Here is a 17,016-nt window from a genome sequence, read left to right on the forward strand (position 1 = left end):
CCGAGGTTGAGCACGAACGTTCCGATGACGGCCGCGAGGATGACGGTGATCGCGACCATCAGGATAACGCCGATGACTGGACTTACTGCCGAATCGTCTGTAAAGAGGTTCTTCAATTCCATTGTGTCTGACTCCCTACTCTGGGTTCTCCCCCACATCATATAAGCGTGCTGTCAATAATATCAACGTTGATAATGTATCTGTGTGACCAGCTCAGCGGAGAACGGAATCCCTTAGCCACCGGCGGTGCTTGTTACAGATGTGTCCCGTCCCCAGCGCATCGAGTCGTCCATCGCGCGAGCACTGGCCGCCGCAGGCGTGATCCGGGAGCCACACTTTCACGACACCGTCGATTTAGCGTGGCCCCGGGTCGTCACTGGCTTCGCCATTATGTCCAAGCGGACAGTCGATCTCGCGCTGGTGGGTCTGGTCATCGGACCCACGGCCGTCGCGGGGTTAACGCTCGCGAGCGCGTTCTGGATGGTCGCGAAGTTCCTCGCGATCGGTCTAGCCGGTGGGACCGTGGCGCTGGTCTCGCAGAACTACGGCGGCGGCGACGACGACCGCGCGGCCGCCGTCGTCCGGTTGGCCGTCGTCCTCTCGGTTCTGACCGGCATACCGGTCGTCGCGTTCTTCGGCCTCGGAGCCGAGCCACTGGTATCCCTCCTCGGTGGCGACGCAGAGAGTATCGGCTACGGGGCGACCTACCTCGCCGTGGTCGCGCCGGGACTCTTCTTCGAGTATCTGAACCTGATCGCCAGTCGGACGTACGCCGGCGTGGGCGATACGGTAACGCCGATGGCGGTCCGGGCCGGCGGAGCGGTGGCGAACATCGCCCTCTCGGCCACCTTCGTTGTCGGACTCGATATGGGCGTGGCTGGGGCGGCCCTAGGCACGGCGGTGTCGACGGGGCTCGTGACAGTAGTGTTCACGTGGGGGATGACGGGACGCTCGTACGTCCGCGGCCGCGGAGCGAGTCCCGTCCCGCTCACGCTCTCGGGGCCGTTCTTCGATCGGGAACTGTTCCGACAACTCGCGAGCGTCTCCGCCCCGCTCATCGCCCGACGTGCCGCGCAGGGCCTCGTCGTTTTCCCGCTGCTTGCCATCGCGGCGACGTTCGGTCCCGTCGCGGTTGCGGCCATTGGCGTCGGCCGTCAGGTGCGGGAACTGATGGGGAGTTTCACCTGGGGCTTCTCGATTGCGTCCTCGACGCTCGTCGGCCAGGAACTCGGTTCCGGCGGCGAGTCCGAAGCCGAAGCCTACGGGTGGGGAATCGTCAAACTCTCGCTGTTGATCTACGTCGTCGTCACCGTCGCAGTTATCGGGTTCGCCGATCCGATCGCCGGAATCTTCGTCGACGACCCCGCAAATCAGGCGTTGTCGGCGCAGTTCGTCCGCGTGGCAGCCATCAGTGTGATCGCACTCGGTGTCGACGGCTCGGTGACCGGCGCACTCCGAGGTGCGGGCGATACTCGGATTCCCTTCCTCTCGGCGCTGGCGGGACTCTACCTCGTCGCACTCCCGGTTGCGTGGCTCGGAACGGTCGTCCCGGCGATCGGGATTACCGGCCTCCTTGCGGCGCTGTTGGCTGAAAAGGTGGTTCCGATGGCGGTCAATCTCTGGCGGTTCCGCACGAACCGCTGGAAGGCCGTCAGCCGCGGCTACCGTCCCGACCCGAGCGACTGACCCTCGGCCCCACGGTTTGGGAGGCGGTGAGTCGGTGGACATCCCGGCGTGAGCGCGTGTCTCGATCCGATGATTCGCTCGGGTGTTTGAAAGGGGGAACCGCGTAGTATCATATTTGATCACGTACTACACGAGCCGTGTTTGGTGTATGCGTACGGGAGGCGAGAGCCTGAGACGATTCGTGGACGAACTCGACTCCGTGATGTTCGGGGTCGGGTTCTCGATATCGCTTGTATAGTAGCGTTTGCAAGTCTTCGCTCACTCGATCGCACGACTGCGTGCGATCAGACGTGCAATCAGGTGCAAACGCTATTATATACGAGTACCTCTGGACGGAGGTTATGTGGGTGTGCGTCAGTGCGATGTTACTGATGGTGACGTTCAGCCTCTGGCTGATGTTCGGCCGCTGGGGTGGCATCAAACTCGGCAAGCCGAACGAGGATCCGGAGTTCAGTCTTCTGTCGTTCTTCTCGATGATGTTCTCCGCGGGTATCGCGGCTGGCATCGTGTTCTGGGGACCGGCAGAAGCGCTCGCACACTACGAGACGGTACCGCCGTTGATCGGCACCGATCCTCGCACACCAGCGGCGGCTATCGGAGCAATCCAGTATACGCTCTTTCGCTGAGGCATCTCCTGCTGGGTGCCGTCTCTGATCGTCGCGCTGCCGAGCGCGTACTACGCGTTCCGCAGAGACGCGCCGATGCGTGTCTCGACGCTCATCGCGCCGTTCGTCGGCGTCGACAATCTCGACGGCTTCTGGGCGAAGACGATCGACGTCCTCGTGGTCTTCGCGACGATCGGCGGCATCGCCACGACCCTCGGCTTCGTCGGCAGACAGTTCCTCACCGGGCTGGAGGACACGGCCGGTGTCTCACTCGGGGACGCTGGAACCGTGCCCGTGATCACCGGTCTGAAGTCGCCCTCACCGTCTTGGTAACCCTCGGCGTAAAGAAAGGCATCGCGCGCGTATCACTGTTCAGTACGGCTGTCTTCGCCGCCTTGGCGGCCGCGACGTTCCTACTCGGTCCGACGAACTACAGTATGAACACCGGGCTCCAGGCCGTCGGGAGTTACTTCGGAGAGTTCCTCTGGATGAGCCTCTACACTAACGCGACGGGAACCGGCGAGTGGGTCGGTAACTGGACGGTGTTCTACTGGGCCTGGGTGTTCTCGTGGGCGCCCTTCGGCGGGTTGTTCGTCGCCCGCATTTCCAGGGGGCGGACGATCCGACAGGTCGTTGCGACGGCCCTCATCGGGGCGACGGCTTCCACGATTCCGTGGTTCCTCTCGATGGGCGGGAGCGGCATTTTTTTCGAGCGCAACAACATCGTGCCGATATTCCAGACGGTTGACCAGTACGGTGTCTCCGTCTCGCGATTCCCGCTGTTCGGGTCGCTTCCGTTCGGCGGCGTCCTCTCGGCGGTGTTAAAGCTGCTCGTGGGTACGTTCTTCGTCACGTCGGCGGACTCCTCGACGCTGGCGCTTGGGATGCTCACGGCCGGTGGTAAGGAGCACCCCTCGACGGTCGATCGGCTGATCTGGAGCGGACTGTGGGGTGGTCTCGCGTCGCTACTCATCGTCGGCGGCGGCATCGACGCCCTCCGTTCCTCGGCCATCATCACCGGCCTCCGGTTCGCGCTCATCTCGGTCGCCGGCATCGCCGGAATGATACTGGAGTTCCAGTCGGTCTCACCGCTGCTCTCGTCTGAACTGAGTCCGGGTCCGTCGGTGACAGAGTCGAACGACGCCGCGGCGGTGTCGGCCTCGACGACCGACGACGACTGAGGCGGTCGGTCACAGACCGACACCGTCTGACTCTGATCGACACGGACGCGTTGGTGCGGTTCGCGGTCGAGTCCCACAGAGCCTTATGTCGAGCCACCACAGGTGGCGTATGGTCGATACCGAGACCTATACGATCGAAGCGCCGAACGGCGACGTCGAGAAGCTCGAACTCCCCGAGGGGCTCGCCGACGTCTTCACAGAGCAGGGCGAGTCGTCCACGGCCGTCGTCGGCGACCTCCTCATCCAGTCGTTCGCCCAGCAGGCGCACGCCGTCGTGCACCACAGTCAGGGCGAGACGCCGGCGGATCTCGACGCGCTGAACGGAAAGATGGAGGAAATCTTCGAGGAGCGCTTCGGCGTCCCGCTCGAAGAGGCGATGGGTCACAGCCACTGAGGCTGTCGACTGTCCTGATCAAATGAACGCGAGGGGCACCATCGCGATCACGCCCGCGGCGACGCCAGCGAGCAACTCCCGCCGGCCGCCACCGGGAAGCCCTTTTCCGGCTTCGAGCGCCTCAGGAATGAACTCCGAAAGCACCAGATAGATCATCGCTCCGGCGGCGAAGCCGAACCCCGCAGGAAGGAACTGCCGCGCTACGCGGACGAAGTAGAACGCGAGTACTGCGCCGACCGGTTGCGGCAGACTGGAGAAGACCGACCACCAGACGAGTTTCCAGTTGCCGACACCCATCGAGCGCAGCGGGATCGAGATTGCAATCCCCTCGGGGATGTTATGGATCGAGATCGCGATGGTCATAAAGATCGCCAAGAGCGGGACGACGAACCCGAACAGTTCTGCTCCCCCCTCCAGACCGAGATCGGCGAAAGAGACGCCGACGGCGACGCCTTCGGGGAACGAATGAACCGTCAGGACCCCGAGAATAAGGATCAATTTCTTGAAATCAGCCTCCTCGTACTGCCGGGGATCGACCTCTGCGGCCTCGATGAGATCGTGGGCGATGTAGACCAGCACGACTCCCGCGAGTAATCCAATCGTCAAGAGGACGAGTTGGCGCTGCGGAACCGCTCCGATCGACACCCCCGACAGCGAGACGCTGATGTACGCGCCGAGGGCCTCGAGTACCAGTCCGAACACCGACGCCGAGAGCATAATCCCCGAGGCGATTCCCCACAACGTGACGTTCCAGCGGTCGCTCACGTCCGAGATGAAAAAGAACGGCAGCGCTCCCAGTCCGGTGGCGAGCGCCGTGATGAACCCTGCGACGAAAACGAAGACGAAGGCTCCGAGCGCCACCATAGTCGGAAATAGACGACGAACGCGTATAAATATTTCATTTCGCTTATCATTTTTGGCTAACCTAAATCAGTCGGAGGAGCCGCTCAGCGGCGTTCGGGGGGATTTCGTTTCAGATACAAAATACTTTGCGTGAGCGAAACAGATGGACGAACGATGCTCGACAGCCAGCGACGCGTCGCCGCGTTTCTCGACGAGAAGGATCTCCACGCCCCGCCAGCGTATCGGTTGCTGGATCTGACCGCGGAGGTGGGCGAACTGGCCGCGGATGCGACAACTTCCAGCAAATACGGATCCGACCCCGATGCACTGTCGGTACAGCGTGACGAGTTGGGTGATGCGCTGTTCGCCCTCCTCGCGTTGGCAGAGGAACTCGACATCGACGCTGGGGCGGCGCTCGACGAATCGCTCCGCAAGTACGAAACTCGGATCGAGGACGAGGGATTGCCGGGATCCGGGGAGTGATAACCCACGGCGAAGTACTCTTGACGATAGACACGGAGTAAGCGTGTATGCACCCGCGAGCCCGCGAGTTTCGCGACCGAGTGCGCGATCGATATGGCCTCGATCTCACGATCGAAAGCTTCCCAGAAGGGACCGAGACTGCTGCGGACGCCGCCGAGGCAATCGGTTGCGCGATCGGACAGATCGCGAGTAGTCTGGTCTTCGCCGCAGGTGGCGACCTCGTCGTCGTCGTGACCAGCGGCGCGAACCGCGTGAGCGAGGCAGAACTCGCCTCACATCTCGATGCCGAGTCCGTCTCGATGGCTGATCCCGAGGCGATCAAGGACATCTTAGGGTGGTCGGTCGGTGGCGTGCCGCCGTTCTGTCACGATACGGCGCTTCCGGTCTACGTCGACGAGACGCTCCTGACCCACGAGACGGTCTGGGCGGCCGCCGGCGCGCCCACGGCGGTCTTCCCAATCGCCCCGGACGACCTCGTCGAACTCACCGACGGGACGGTCGCGGCCGTCTGATCCGACATCAGAGCCCGTGAGACTGCCAGCAATCGGTGACGATCGAATTGCGAATGATCGATAACTCGAAACCGAGTACACGAAGGCTGGATTTAAGCACCGAGGCGGAGTAGGTCCGGACGATGGCAGAGCTATCCGAGTTGTTCGCGCCCGAGCGCATCGCCGTCGTGGGCGCGACCGATCGCGAGGGCTCCGTCGGACGGGCCATTATGGAGAACCTCATCGACTCGTACGTCGGTGAGGTCGTGCCCGTGAATCCGAGCAGGGAGGCGGTCTTCGACCGCACTGCCTTCGACGGGGTAGGGGAGACCGACGCCGACCTCGCGGTGGTGGTCGTCCCGCCAGAGATCGCGGTCGACGCTGTCCGCGAGGCCGGCGAGGCCGGGATTCGGAGCGTGGTGGTCATCACTGCGGGCTTCGGCGAGACCGGCAGCGACGGCGCCGCCCGCGAGCAGGAACTCCGCGCGGTCGCCGAATCGTACGACATCGACCTGGTCGGCCCGAACAGTCTCGGCATTATGTCGACACCGGTCGGTATGAATGCCAGTTTCGGCCCCGAAGACGCCGAGTCGGGGCGGATGTCTTTTATGAGCCAGTCGGGCGCGTTCATCACAGCCGTCCTCGACTGGGCCAACGAGCAGGGTATCGGCTTCAAAGACGTGGTATCGCTCGGCAACAAGGCCGTTCTCGACGAATCCGATTTCGTCGAGTCGTGGGGTGACGACGCTGCGACCGACGTGATCATCGGATATCTCGAGGGCATCGACAACGGACAGCGGTTCATCGAAACCGCCCGTGAAGTCACCCAGGAGACGCCGATCGTACTCGTGAAGTCCGGTCGAACTGACGCCGGGGCGCAAGCGGCCTCGAGCCACACCGGCACTATCGCCGGCTCCGACGAGGCGTACGAGGCGGGTCTCGATCAGGCCGGCGTCATCCGCGCGGAGTCGGTTCAGGAACTCTTCGACGCCGCTCGCGTTCTCGAAAGCCAGCCCGTCCCGGAGCGCGACGGCGTCGCGGTGATCACTAACGCCGGTGGCCCGGGCGTGATGACCACCGACGCCATCGGCGACTCGCGGCTCTCGATGGCGTCCTTCAGTGAAGAGACGCTCGACGCCTTCCGGGAGACGCTGCCGGCGGGTGGCAACGTCTACAACCCCGTCGACGTCGTCGGCGACGCGGACAACGAGCGGTTCCGCGACGCGGTCGACGTCGCCCTCGCCGACGAGAACGTCGGGAGCGTCATCGTCCTCGCCTGTCCGACGGCGGTCCTCGATTACGAGGCGCTGGCCGAGGACACCGTCGCGCTGCAGGAGCAACACGGCAAACCGGTCGCAGCCTGTTTTATGGGCGGCGCGCGCGTCGATGCGGCGGAGAACGCGCTCGGTGAGGCGGGGATCCCGAACTACTTCGACCCCGCGCGGGCGGTCGGCGGGCTGGACGCGCTCTCGCAGTTCCGCGACATCTCGACGCGCGAGTACCAAGAGCCGACCGAGTTCGACGTCGACCGAGAGCGCGCACGGGAGATTCTCTCCGCCGTCGAGGATCGAGCGGACACCCGGCTCGGCGTCGAGGCGATGGAGTTGCTCGACGCGTACGGGATCGAGACACCCGAGGGCAGCATCGTGGACGCACCCACGGACGCACTGGAGATCGCCGAGGGGATCGATGGCGACGTGGTGATGAAGATCGTGAGCCCCGACATCCTGCACAAATCGGACATCGGCGGCGTCAAAGTTGGCGTCTCTCACGAGAACGTTTACGACGCCTACGAGGATCTGGTCTCGCGGGCTCGCAACTATCAGCCGGATGCGACGATCATCGGCGTCCAGGTCCAGGAGATGGTCGATCTCGACACCGGCGTCGAGACGATCGTCGGCGTGAACCGCGACCCGCAGTTCGGGCCGCTCTTACTCTTCGGTCTGGGTGGCATCTTCGTCGAGACGCTCGAGGATACCACGTTTCGCGTCGCGCCCGTCTCCCGGCCCGAGGCCGCGGCGATGACCGACGAGATCGACGCCGCTCCGCTCCTGCGGGGGGCACGCGGCCGTGATCCGGTCGATATCGACGGCGTCGTCGAGACGATCCAGCGGCTCTCACAACTCGTAACCGATTTCCCGGCGATCTTGGAACTGGACATCAACCCACTGGTGGCCGCCCCCGACGGCGTCTCCGCCGTCGACGTACGGCTCACCGTCGACCCCGATCGACTCTGACGGAGGACCCACACATGCACACCAACACCCTACTCGTCACCTCGATGGAGGAAAGCACCGGCAAGACGGCAGTCACGCTCGCGCTCGGCCGCCTGGCGCAGGAGCGCGGCCTCTCGGTGGGCTATATGAAACCCAAGGGCACCCGCCTCCAGTCGAACGTCGGCAAGACGCTCGACGAGGATCCGATGCTCGCGAGAGAACTACTGGATCTCGACAGCGAGATGCACCAGATGGAACCGATCGTCTACTCGCCGACGTTCATCGACGGCGCGATCAGGGGTCAAGAGGACCCCGAAGAACTCGGTGGCATCGTCGAGGAACACTTCGGGACTCTCGCCGCTGATACAGACCTGATGCTCGTCGAAGGCGGCGGTTCGTGGGCCACCGGCGGCATCGTCGAGTTGACCGATCCCGACATCGCCGCCCGACTCGACGCCAGCGTCCTGCTCGTCGCCGGCTACGAACAGCCCAACAGCGTCGACGACGTGCTCGTCGCCGCCGACGCGTTCGGGGACCGCCTCGCCGGCGTCCTCTTCAACGGCGTCGCTGACGCCGCGTTCGACGAACTCGAACAGGAGGTCGTCCCGTTCCTCGAGCGTCGCGACGTGCCCGTGATCGGCGTGGTCTCACGCGAGCGCGACCTCGCGGGCGTCACCGTCGACGCGCTCGCCGCCGAACTGGGCGCAGAGGATCTCGTCGCCGGTGACCGCGACGGCTACGTCGAGCGTTTCCTCGTCGGCGCGATGGGCGGCGACGCCGCACTGCGATACTTCCGCCGGACAAAGAACGCCGCGGTCATCACCGGCGGCGATCGATCGGAGATCGTCACTGCGGCGCTCGAAGCACCGGGAGTCGTCGCCATCATTCTCACCGGGGGACACCGGCCGACGCCGGCCGTCCTCGGGAACGCCGAGGAGAAGGGCGTGCCGGTCTTCTTGGCCACTGGCGACACGCTCTCGGTCGTCGACCGCGCCGAAGAGGTCGTCAATACCGGTCGCGCTCGCGACGCTGAGACCATCGACCGGATGCGCGACCTCCTCAACGACCACGTCGACGTGGACGCGCTGCTCGGTTCGCCATCGATAGAGGAGACCGAGGCCGACGGCGACAGCGACGTCTGAACAGGGTAACGATGTTCGGAGTGGGCATTCTCTCCGGGTCACTGCCGGAGGTCGACGCAATCAACACTACTCGCCGGTCGGGTTCGGCTCCCACCCTCTCGGCGTCTGGTTCAGTCGCTCAGATCCGCCCTCAGTCACGACTACGAGGTCCTCGATCCGGACGCCGAACGCACCGTCGAGGTAGATCCCCGGTTCGACGCTGAACACCATCCCCGGTTGCAGTTCCCGGTCGTTGTCGCCCACGATGTAGGGATCCTCGTGGACGTCGAGACCGACGCCGTGGCCAGTCCGGTGGACGAACGCATCGCCGTACCCGGCGTTTTCGATCACTGAACGGGCCGCCTCGTCGATCGCCGATGCAGTGACTCCGGGTTCGACGGTATCGACGGCAGTCGCCTGCGCTTCGTTGACGACCGCGTGCACCTCGCGGAACTGCGCGCCCGGATCGCCGTCGAAGACCACGGTGCGCGTCTGGTCGCTCGCGTACCCGTCGACGCGCGTCCCGAAATCGAGAACGACCGGATCACCAGCCTCGATCCGTCGCTCGCCGTGCGTGTGGTGCGGCATCGCGCCGTGCGGCCCGGAGCCGACGATCGTCTCGAAGGAGACGCCATCGCCGCCGGCGTCGGCGAGGAACGACTCGATACGAGCGGCGAGTTCTGCTTCGGTCATCCCGACCGCGTCAGAGCCCAGCGCACGGACGCGCTCCATCGCCGAATCGGCCGCCCGCGCGGCGGCCCTGAGCGCCTCCAGCTCCGCCTCGTCCTTCCGGATTCGGAGGTCGGCCAGAACGTCGCCTGCGAGACCGAACTCGGCCTCGGGCCGAACAGATCGGAGATCCTGCGTGAACGTCGCCCACATTCGGTCGTCAACCAGGAGTCGCGGTGCGGCCGAAATGCCGATGTCATCGAAGAGCCCCGCGAGCCCCGCCACCGGGTCCCCGGCGTCGCCCCAGGTGCGTAGCTTCCGGACCCAGGTGGTCGAGCGGAGTTGTGATTCGTACAGTTCGGGGGCGAAGAACGTCGCGTCGCCGTCGGCAGGCACTGTGAGAAAGAGGTGCCGTTCGCGCTGCTCGTCAGCGAACCCTGTGAGGTACTGGAGAGAACGGCCGGGGACACAGATCAGTGCTTCCACGTCACTGTCGGCCAACGCTGCTTGGACCGCCTCAGTGCGGCGCTCGTACGGATTCACACGTAGTGCGTTCACGCAGGCGCACAAGAAGGTTGTCGAACGTCATTCGGCCACACCCGACGCCCGTCAGTCAGCAGTCATACCAACGTCAGCCGCGCGTCTGACCACCCGCGTTCGGGCCGTGTTGGCGGTATAATGAGTGATTAATTATAACGGATGCTTCCTAAGTCAACCTATGGAATTCGACTGGACAACGTTCTTTGAGTGCGCTGCGTGTGGAGCCGAACTCCCGGCCGAATCGGTCCAGTACGACGACTTGGGCTATCCACAGTGTCCCGAGTGCTTGGCACGCACGGGTCCCCTCGCAATCATCGAAGCCGCCGAAGCAGCCGGACCAGAGGCCGCCGACTGAGGAGCCCTAGTCCCGTTCGCTCTGGACCGTCGTTAGCCGGGGAGACCGGAACATACAGGCCCCGTTGAGCCGATACACCCTGTATGGACTGGACACGAACGCGAGAGGAAGAGGGCCTCATAGAATGGACTCGTGAGGACGGGTACGCGACGCTGCGACGGCGACATCGTCCCGACGGAACCTGGGTCGTCAGGCTCGACCGCCTGCAGCAGGCTCCAGAAGGGAGCGGTTACCGCCGCGAACGCGTCGACGACGACGAGGCGGCTGTATCGCTGCTTGAAACGTGGAAAGGCGAAGTCGTAAGCGAGTCCGACGCCCAGTGAGGAGTCCGCTCCCGGTCACTCCTGTAGCCGCTGCGTCGTCTCGATCAACGGATGCCGGGCGTAGTCGGCCACCTCGATGTCGCTGATCGATTCGAGACCCTCCTTTTCGGCAGTGCGCTGCATTCCCAGTTCGACGGTCTCGTCGAGCACGATGACCGAGGCGTCCATCTCGTCGATGCCCAATTGGTAGGCCGCCATTACGCGGTGATGGCCGTCGGCGAGAAGCAGTGAGCCGCCGTTGTCGATGACCACGAGCGGTTCCGCGAGGCCACGTTCGAGCTCGTACTGTCGTCCTTCAAGTTCGTCTGCGTAGACGCGAGCCTGTGTGGGGGTCAACTCGTCGAGTTCGACGACCCGAGGCTCCTGGTGGACGGTAGTGTCGTGGATCTTCTCGAGCGTCCGCATCAACTTCCCGACCTTCTCCGGGGTCGCGCGCTCGATCTGTGAGCGAACGACGTCAGTGCTGGAGATGATCCCGACGAGATTGTCGGCGTCGTCCACGACCGGAAGCTTCTGGATGCCCGATCGGAGGATCACGCGCGCGGCGTCGATGACGTTCATATCCGGGTCGGCGACGATGATGTCCTCGGTCATTACGGTGAATACCGGATCCTCGTCGTCGACTACGAGTAGGTCCCGGGCCGTGATGAAGCCCTCGACCTTGCGGCCATCTGAGACCGGAAAGCCATTGTGACCGTCGCTTTCGATGATCCGGCGAGCGACGTCAGCGACCGTATCGTCCATCGAGACGGTCTGCACCTCGCGAGTCATATACTCCTTGACTTTCGGTCTTCCGCTCATTGTCGGCGATACGCGGCGGCCGCGCAAAAGCGTATTCCTCGTCGCAACTGGCAGTGTCCCTTCGCCTCTGTGTCGCCCAGGGCACCGGTCACTGGTGCGGTTCCTCGGGACCGTCTATCGCACTGCCACCACTCGGAAGCTCAGCTCCGGCCCGCTTACCACCGTGCCCCTCGAGCGGGAACTCGACCGTCCAGTCGGTCTCGTCGTCGCCGGCGTCGAGGAGCGTCGTCGCGTCTTCGAGCGTCTCGAAGAGCCGACCGGCGATCACGTCCGTGATGATGGCCTGCAGTTGTTCGGCGGAATCCTCCGCCGCTTCTGCGAGGATGCCGATGGGGATCTGTCCGCCAGCCATATCGGCGTGCCCCCCCGCACTGCCGATGGCGTCGAGGGCATCTCTGAGCGTCTCTCCGAGGTCGATGTCGGTGCCCCGGGCCCGACCGGAGACGTACACCGTTCCGTCGGTGAACCCGTAGACGACGGCGATCTTGATCCCCTCCATATTCAGGATCCGGTCGGCCGCCTGCGCGAGGGCGTCGCGGTCGCTGATCGCCCCGACGTTCGTCACCAGCGCGTCGCCGCGCACGTCGCGGTTCTTGATCGCCCGGGCGAGCGTTTCCACGACAGCGGGGGTCATACTGGGTGACTCGACGCGTTCCAGCATCTCGAGGTCGGCGTGAGTGAGCAACCAGGCGGCGGCCTCGAAGTCGGTCGTCGTGACTTCACGAGTGAAGTCGTCCGTATCGACTCGGATTCCGAACAGCAGTGCCGTGCCCAGCGTCTCCTCTGGGTCGATTCCGGCGCGTCGGAGATAATCCGACAGGAGCGTGCTGGTGGCGCCGATGTCCCGTCGGAGATCGACGAACTGCGCCTCCACGTGGGCCCGCGGCGGGTGGTGATCGACGACGATGTCGATCGGCGTTTCCTCGGGGAGTCCGTCGTTGATGCCGGGCCGAGAGTGATCGACCAGCGCGACCCCGCCGTAGTCGTCGATCGACGTTCCGTCGTCGAGTTCCACGAGGTCGAGATCCAGAAGGTTCACGAGCGCGCGGTTCTCCTGATGTGAGATCTCGCCGAAGTAACACGCGTCTGCGTCGAGTCCGGCGCGGGAGGCCACGCGCGTGAGTGCGAGCGCGCTGGCGATCGCGTCAGGGTCGGGGTTGTCGTGCATCACCACGGCCAGCGGGCCCTCGATGTCGCGGAGTGTCGCAAACAACCGCTGGAGCCGGCCGGCTCCCGGTCCGTGCGTGAGGTCGTTGAGGCGATTCAGCAGTGCGAGCCGCGCGTCAACGAAGTGATCGACCGCCCGACTGAACCGTACCCGCGATTCGTGGTCGGCATCACCACTCAGGAGTCCGACGATCTTCGCGTCAGGGAAGCGTTCTCGGGCGCACTCGGCCGCGGCGGCGTTGGTGGCATCGTCGCCGCTCGCGACGTAGACGAGATCCACCTCGGACGGGTACGCGTCCGGGGCGTCCGGCGAACGTCGCACGACCTCCACGCTGTTCCCGAGCCCATCCGGCAACGTGCAGTCGTTGCCAGCGATGATCGTCAGGTCGCCGGGCCACTCGGCGAGGCGTTTGACCGTCCTGCGTGCGGTCGATCCGCACCCGAGGACCAACCGGCGTTGCATACCCCGATATCCGGACTCGGATATAAAAACCCTGCCGACCCGTCGGCTACCCGTCGCCACGACGGGTCCGGGGATGGCTATCGGAGAGTGCAGCGAGGATTCCTCCGGCGACAGAGAGCGCGGCGACCGTCACCGTCGGAACGAGAGTCACTCCAATCTCTTGCCACCGCACGAACCTCCCGGGAGACGCTGTCCGAATGCCGATGTGAACGATCCCCTCGTGATACCCCGCCGGATCGATGGCACCCCGGACGGCGAGCCACACGGTCACCGTCCAGAGCGACACGCCGAGAAGCCCGGCTACCGCGGCGGCGACGACCGCGCGCGCTTGACGCCGAATCCCGCGGCTGGCGATCCAGCCACCGGCGATAGGACCGACGCCGGTGGGGACTGTGAGCAGGACGACGAGGGAACGGAGCAACGTCCCGGCGAGGATTCTCGTCGACCCTGGTGATCGTTTCGTTGACATTTGTACGTCGTAGATGAGACCGAAGCGGGGAGACAGTTCTACGTGGCTTCACCGAGTGAACCCAATCAGGGGCTTGAAACGACACAACGCATATTGGGAAACCGGGAGATGGATTCGATACCGTGTCCGACGTGCGAGATCCCGAGGCACTCGCAGACCTACTCGGTGACGACTGTGCCCGGACGATTCTCGTCGAGGCGAAAAAAGAGCCCCGTTCGGCGGCAGAACTCAGCGACCGCGCTGGCGTCTCCGAGCCGACGGTGTACCGCCGGCTCGAACGACTCAGACAGTACGACCTCGTCACGGAGGACATCAAGCCCGTCCCCGACGGGAAGAACTACAAACTCTACCGGACGCAACTGGAGGGTATCGAACTCGACCTCAGCGACGACGGCTTCGAGATCACGGTATCGCGTGGAGAACGGATGGCCGACCGGTTCACACGCTTCGTAGAGGGAAGATAGTATGCTCGACGCAGTTCTCCAACCGATCGATCTCGACGCCCTACGCACCGTCCGCCAGGCCAGTGAGGCCCTGATCGTTCTTATGGGGTTAGGCATCAGTTACGTCGCCTACACGGCGTACCGGCAGAACCAGAGCCGCCCGATGCTGTACATCGCGGCCGGATTCGTCCTGGTGTTGTTCGTTCCGGGCGTCCTCGCCGTCACGCTGTTTCTCGTATTAAACGTTCCCGCACCGGTCGTTAACAGCATCAGTCAGTTCAGCGAAGTCGCCGGCCTGGGACTGATTCTCTACGGTCTGTGGGCTCCGCGGCGAGACTAAAACAGGTCTTCGCACGGCGGAATCGACGCGGGTCGGACCGAAATCGCGGTTCGATCGCGGCGTCAGTCGGACGGTTCAGTCGCGCGTGGACCGTCGGAGGCACGATCGGACGCGAATCCGTCAGCAGACCGGGCCGCCGTCCAGCGCGGCCGGACGACCTCTCGGTGCGACAGCGTTTCGGGGCCGTAGCGGACGACGAGCAGGGCAGCGACGACCCCGAACACGCCGGCCAGGATCGCCGCGTAGGGGACCGGCACCGCCGCCGCGCCGCCGACAGCCTGCCCGGGGACGTTCACCGCGGCGTTTACCGTCCCGTGAAGCAGCACGGCGCCGAGCACGCAGCCGTCCGACGCGTTGTAGTACCACGTCAGGATCACCGCAAAGCAAATGACGCTGGCGGCGTATATGGCTGGCGAGAGCTGGTACACGCCGTAGACGAACATCGGGACGTGCCAGAGCGCCCAGACGCCACCGACGAGGAGGCTTGCAGTGAGCGCACTGAACCGCCGCTGAAGGTGTGGGAGCGCGAATCCCCGCCATCCGAACTCCTCGTTCCCGCCGGTGAACAGCGTCGCCAGCACCAGATTGAACGCGAAAAGCGGAGCCAGTTGCCCGAGGGAACCGCTGTCAGGGACTCCGACGAGTGAAAAGACGACGATAGCGACACCGAGGACGCCGACCACCGGGACCGCGATTGCGAGCCCGTACCAGCGGAGTTGCCGTCGCCAGTCGAAGGCCGCGGCGAGCCAGGCCCGGACGGATTCACCGCGGAGGCGCGTCACGACCGCTCCCGCGGCACCGGGACCGAACGCGCCGAGGGCCATCCCCAGAATCCCTAGTCCCGACCGCGGGGCAGTTACCGAAAACGTCGCGATCCATACCGACCAGGAGAGTCCGATCGCCAGCGCGGAAAACACCACGACCGGATGTTCGTTGGTGAGTCGTGCGAGCAGTGAGTGGTTCGCTTGCATCACACTCCAATAAACGGGTGATAATCATATCAGGGCCATCGGCCGGCTTCAGTTGCTGAAGTTGTCATCCAGTTTTAGAATACTAACGCGGCCGTCCGCCCTCTATGCAGGTCGTGTCTCGCCGGTCCAGTTGCCTCTCTAAATACAGCCGAGCCGACCTACAGGTCCCGGAATCGGAAGTGGACGACCATTCACGGATCGCAGCGACCGGTAGGAGACACACGCACTTCATCGCATCGCACTCGAAGCGCACGTATGCCCAACTGGTCCCGCAGGGCGTTCCTCAGGGCTTCTTCCCTCTCCAACCTCGGTGGCGTAGCCGGGTGTTCGGGTATGCCCGACAGGACACCTCAGGACGCCAACCTTCAGCAGCAGAACCGACCGATCACCAATTACGAACTGACGAGGGTTCGGAACGAGTCGAGAGCCGCGCTCATCGCGGGCGATTCCGAGTCCGAGCGGAGCCGCTTCTACGAACATCTCACCGACGCAGAGAGCGTGCCGACGTTCAGCGACGTCGCCGAAGCCGACGAACTCGCGCGGTTTATCGGCGAAACCGACTTCGAGTCCAAGTCGGTGCTACTCCTCGTTCGCCCGATTCCGGAGTGCTACGAACTGCGGCTCACTGGCGTCTCCAAAGAAGGCGACGGCGTCGACTCCCAGTACTGTCGGGATATGCGCCCGGCAGACGTGCAGTGTAAGAAAGACGCCGAAGACACCGTCGGCGTCGCAATCCGGCTGCCCCTTGCCGGGGATTCGTTCAACAGCCTCGGGATGGGGTTCGGCAGTTCCTGCGACGACCGGCCGTCTATGGTCCACTTCGAGCCTGTCACCCCCACCTCGAACGCAACGACGACGTCGACTGCAGAAACGGGCGGTGGTTCGGAGTGACTAGTCACTCGCGTCGGCGAGTGCTCGCCGGTGTCGGAACGGCGCTCGCGGGGTGTGGCGATGCCAGCGAGGTAATCTCGAGCGACGACGATACCGTCTCGTACGACCAGTCGGCCCTGACTGATCTGGCGGAGCGGACGCCCCCACAGCGCCCGAACGCGTTCCCGCTCTCGATTCCGTCGGACGCGTTCGGCAGACACTGATCCCGGATTCGCACGCTCCTCGATAAGGGTCCCCAGTCTCCGGACCTGCCGAACGAGGCGTTCGCGGCGAAGATTGCGGAGCGCCGATCGGAGGTCTTAGAGCGGTTTCGAACGATGACCGGAGCGGAGAATCCGAACCAGAGGGACGAAGCGTTCTGGTTGGATCCGTTCGGTCCGCGTGAGCGGCTGGACGACCGCCGATTGGTCCGTGCCGAAGCCGCGGGCCTCAACGCCGCGTACACCGCGGCCACCGGCCGGTTCGATCTGCAGGCACTCCGGTCCAGGCGGAACGCTGTTCGATCAGCGCTGAACGACTTCCTCGAAGCGTTGACGCCGCCGGCGGCTCACCGCTGGAAGCTCT

20 protein-coding genes and 1 pseudogene are annotated in these 17,016 nt (G+C 64.5%); 14 read left to right on the forward strand and 7 right to left on the reverse strand.

Translation table 11 applies throughout. The features are described from left to right. Positions 1-122, reverse strand: a 122-nt coding sequence (locus tag ABEI27_RS01445; protein ID WP_375797738.1) for an archaellin/type IV pilin N-terminal domain-containing protein, incomplete at its 3' end; no start/stop codon positions are given. Positions 123-261: 139 nt separating this feature from the next. On the opposite strand from ABEI27_RS01445, the gene ABEI27_RS01450 reads away from it, so the two are divergent. The 4 genes and pseudogenes from ABEI27_RS01450 (at position 262) to ABEI27_RS01465 (ending at position 3,866) form a co-directional block, all read left to right on the forward strand. Then, positions 262-1,686: an MATE family efflux transporter gene (locus ABEI27_RS01450; protein WP_375797637.1), complete on the forward strand. Its 1,425-nt coding sequence runs from the start codon at positions 262-264 to the stop codon at positions 1,684-1,686. Positions 1,687-2,048: 362 nt separating this feature from the next. Further along, positions 2,049-2,624: pseudogene (locus ABEI27_RS01455) on the forward strand (BCCT family transporter). Continuing rightward, a complete protein-coding gene (locus tag ABEI27_RS01460; protein WP_375797638.1) occupies positions 2,618-3,472 on the forward strand; it encodes a BCCT family transporter in 855 nt (284 codons plus the stop codon). Before ABEI27_RS01455 ends, ABEI27_RS01460 begins: the two are co-directional and overlap by 7 nt. 109 nt (positions 3,473-3,581) lie before the next feature. Further along, entirely contained in the window at positions 3,582-3,866 is a 285-nt protein-coding gene (locus tag ABEI27_RS01465) for a hypothetical protein (RefSeq protein WP_375797639.1), read from the forward strand. A gap of 18 nt (positions 3,867-3,884) precedes the next feature. On the opposite strand, the gene ABEI27_RS01470 is transcribed toward ABEI27_RS01465, so the two are convergent. Then, positions 3,885-4,730 (reverse strand): ZIP family metal transporter, encoded by an 846-nt coding sequence (locus ABEI27_RS01470; RefSeq protein ID WP_375797640.1) that lies wholly within the window; start codon positions 4,728-4,730, stop codon positions 3,885-3,887. Between the two features lie 153 nt (positions 4,731-4,883). Between ABEI27_RS01470 and ABEI27_RS01475 the strand changes: the two genes are divergently transcribed. The 4 genes from ABEI27_RS01475 to ABEI27_RS01490 all read left to right on the forward strand — a co-directional run bounded on the left by ABEI27_RS01475 (position 4,884) and on the right by ABEI27_RS01490 (position 9,041). Continuing rightward, complete coding sequence (locus ABEI27_RS01475; RefSeq protein WP_375797641.1) at positions 4,884-5,192, forward strand: MazG nucleotide pyrophosphohydrolase domain-containing protein; 309 nt, start codon at positions 4,884-4,886, stop codon at positions 5,190-5,192. 47 nt (positions 5,193-5,239) lie between these two features. After that, complete coding sequence (locus ABEI27_RS01480) at positions 5,240-5,704, forward strand: YbaK/EbsC family protein (RefSeq protein WP_375797642.1); 465 nt, start codon at positions 5,240-5,242, stop codon at positions 5,702-5,704. Between the two features lie 122 nt (positions 5,705-5,826). Then, positions 5,827-7,920, forward strand: coding sequence for an acetate--CoA ligase family protein (locus tag ABEI27_RS01485; protein WP_375797643.1), 2,094 nt, complete (start codon positions 5,827-5,829; stop codon positions 7,918-7,920). Positions 7,921-7,934: 14 nt separating this feature from the next. Further along, positions 7,935-9,041, forward strand: a complete 1,107-nt coding sequence (locus ABEI27_RS01490) for a phosphotransacetylase family protein (protein ID WP_375797644.1) — start codon at positions 7,935-7,937, stop codon at positions 9,039-9,041. A 66-nt stretch (positions 9,042-9,107) separates the two neighbouring features. Here ABEI27_RS01490 and ABEI27_RS01495 read toward each other — a convergent pair whose 3' ends face one another. Continuing rightward, the gene (locus ABEI27_RS01495) at positions 9,108-10,232 is read right to left on the reverse strand and encodes a M24 family metallopeptidase (protein WP_375797645.1); all 1,125 of its coding nucleotides are present in this window, start codon (positions 10,230-10,232) and stop codon (positions 9,108-9,110) included. Positions 10,233-10,407: 175 nt separating this feature from the next. On the opposite strand from ABEI27_RS01495, the gene ABEI27_RS01500 reads away from it, so the two are divergent. Next, positions 10,408-10,584, forward strand: coding sequence for a hypothetical protein (locus ABEI27_RS01500; RefSeq protein WP_375797646.1), 177 nt, complete (start codon positions 10,408-10,410; stop codon positions 10,582-10,584). 83 nt (positions 10,585-10,667) lie between these two features. Next, a complete protein-coding gene (locus ABEI27_RS01505; protein WP_375797647.1) occupies positions 10,668-10,907 on the forward strand; it encodes a hypothetical protein in 240 nt (79 codons plus the stop codon). Between the two features lie 15 nt (positions 10,908-10,922). On the opposite strand, the gene ABEI27_RS01510 is transcribed toward ABEI27_RS01505, so the two are convergent. The 3 genes from ABEI27_RS01510 to ABEI27_RS01520 all read right to left on the reverse strand — a co-directional run bounded on the left by ABEI27_RS01510 (position 10,923) and on the right by ABEI27_RS01520 (position 13,807). After that, positions 10,923-11,708: a CBS pair associated ParBc domain-containing protein gene (locus tag ABEI27_RS01510; protein WP_375797648.1), complete on the reverse strand. Its 786-nt coding sequence runs from the start codon at positions 11,706-11,708 to the stop codon at positions 10,923-10,925. 88 nt (positions 11,709-11,796) lie between these two features. Next, positions 11,797-13,338 carry a bifunctional oligoribonuclease/PAP phosphatase NrnA gene (locus tag ABEI27_RS01515; RefSeq protein ID WP_375797649.1) on the reverse strand — a complete coding sequence of 514 codons (1,542 nt, stop codon included), beginning with the start codon at positions 13,336-13,338 and terminating at the stop codon, positions 11,797-11,799. A gap of 46 nt (positions 13,339-13,384) precedes the next feature. Further along, positions 13,385-13,807, reverse strand: coding sequence for a hypothetical protein (locus tag ABEI27_RS01520; RefSeq protein ID WP_375797650.1), 423 nt, complete (start codon positions 13,805-13,807; stop codon positions 13,385-13,387). A gap of 122 nt (positions 13,808-13,929) precedes the next feature. Here ABEI27_RS01520 and ABEI27_RS01525 point away from each other — a divergent pair, with 122 nt between their 5' ends. Together ABEI27_RS01525 and ABEI27_RS01530 are read left to right on the forward strand one after the other, a co-directional pair. Beyond that, positions 13,930-14,271 (forward strand): ArsR/SmtB family transcription factor, encoded by a 342-nt coding sequence (locus tag ABEI27_RS01525; protein WP_375797651.1) that lies wholly within the window; start codon positions 13,930-13,932, stop codon positions 14,269-14,271. Position 14,272: 1 nt separating this feature from the next. Further along, entirely contained in the window at positions 14,273-14,590 is a 318-nt protein-coding gene (locus ABEI27_RS01530; RefSeq protein ID WP_375797652.1) for a hypothetical protein, read from the forward strand. A 62-nt stretch (positions 14,591-14,652) separates the two neighbouring features. On the opposite strand, the gene ABEI27_RS01535 is transcribed toward ABEI27_RS01530, so the two are convergent. After that, positions 14,653-15,561, reverse strand: coding sequence for a type II CAAX prenyl endopeptidase Rce1 family protein (locus tag ABEI27_RS01535; protein WP_375797653.1), 909 nt, complete (start codon positions 15,559-15,561; stop codon positions 14,653-14,655). Between the two features lie 333 nt (positions 15,562-15,894). Here ABEI27_RS01535 and ABEI27_RS01540 point away from each other — a divergent pair, with 333 nt between their 5' ends. Continuing rightward, positions 15,895-16,452: a hypothetical protein gene (locus tag ABEI27_RS01540; RefSeq protein WP_375797654.1), complete on the forward strand. Its 558-nt coding sequence runs from the start codon at positions 15,895-15,897 to the stop codon at positions 16,450-16,452. Next, positions 16,449-16,655 carry a hypothetical protein gene (locus ABEI27_RS01545; protein ID WP_375797655.1) on the forward strand — a complete coding sequence of 69 codons (207 nt, stop codon included), beginning with the start codon at positions 16,449-16,451 and terminating at the stop codon, positions 16,653-16,655. Before ABEI27_RS01540 ends, ABEI27_RS01545 begins: the two co-directional genes overlap by 4 nt. Positions 16,656-17,016 lie beyond the last annotated feature (361 nt).

The organism is Halobellus sp. (genome assembly GCF_042218505.1).
Taxonomy (GTDB): domain Archaea; phylum Halobacteriota; class Halobacteria; order Halobacteriales; family Haloferacaceae; genus Haloquadratum.

What these genes read in the sequence shown, in the direction of transcription:
- ABEI27_RS01465 (WP_375797639.1), top strand. Translation starts at nt 3,582, where the DNA reads ATGGTCGATACCGAGACCTATACGATCGAAGCGCCGAACGGCGACGTC.
- ABEI27_RS01470 (WP_375797640.1), bottom strand. Translation starts at nt 4,730, where the DNA reads ATGGTGGCGCTCGGAGCCTTCGTCTTCGTTTTCGTCGCAGGGTTCATC.
- ABEI27_RS01475 (WP_375797641.1), top strand. Translation starts at nt 4,884, where the DNA reads ATGCTCGACAGCCAGCGACGCGTCGCCGCGTTTCTCGACGAGAAGGAT.
- ABEI27_RS01480 (WP_375797642.1), top strand. Translation starts at nt 5,240, where the DNA reads ATGCACCCGCGAGCCCGCGAGTTTCGCGACCGAGTGCGCGATCGATAT.
- ABEI27_RS01485 (WP_375797643.1), top strand. Translation starts at nt 5,827, where the DNA reads ATGGCAGAGCTATCCGAGTTGTTCGCGCCCGAGCGCATCGCCGTCGTG.
- ABEI27_RS01490 (WP_375797644.1), top strand. Translation starts at nt 7,935, where the DNA reads ATGCACACCAACACCCTACTCGTCACCTCGATGGAGGAAAGCACCGGC.
- ABEI27_RS01500 (WP_375797646.1), top strand. Translation starts at nt 10,408, where the DNA reads ATGGAATTCGACTGGACAACGTTCTTTGAGTGCGCTGCGTGTGGAGCC.
- ABEI27_RS01505 (WP_375797647.1), top strand. Translation starts at nt 10,668, where the DNA reads ATGGACTGGACACGAACGCGAGAGGAAGAGGGCCTCATAGAATGGACT.
- ABEI27_RS01510 (WP_375797648.1), bottom strand. Translation starts at nt 11,708, where the DNA reads ATGAGCGGAAGACCGAAAGTCAAGGAGTATATGACTCGCGAGGTGCAG.
- ABEI27_RS01515 (WP_375797649.1), bottom strand. Translation starts at nt 13,338, where the DNA reads ATGCAACGCCGGTTGGTCCTCGGGTGCGGATCGACCGCACGCAGGACG.
- ABEI27_RS01520 (WP_375797650.1), bottom strand. Translation starts at nt 13,807, where the DNA reads ATGTCAACGAAACGATCACCAGGGTCGACGAGAATCCTCGCCGGGACG.
- ABEI27_RS01530 (WP_375797652.1), top strand. Translation starts at nt 14,273, where the DNA reads ATGCTCGACGCAGTTCTCCAACCGATCGATCTCGACGCCCTACGCACC.
- ABEI27_RS01535 (WP_375797653.1), bottom strand. Translation starts at nt 15,561, where the DNA reads ATGCAAGCGAACCACTCACTGCTCGCACGACTCACCAACGAACATCCG.
- ABEI27_RS01540 (WP_375797654.1), top strand. Translation starts at nt 15,895, where the DNA reads ATGCCCGACAGGACACCTCAGGACGCCAACCTTCAGCAGCAGAACCGA.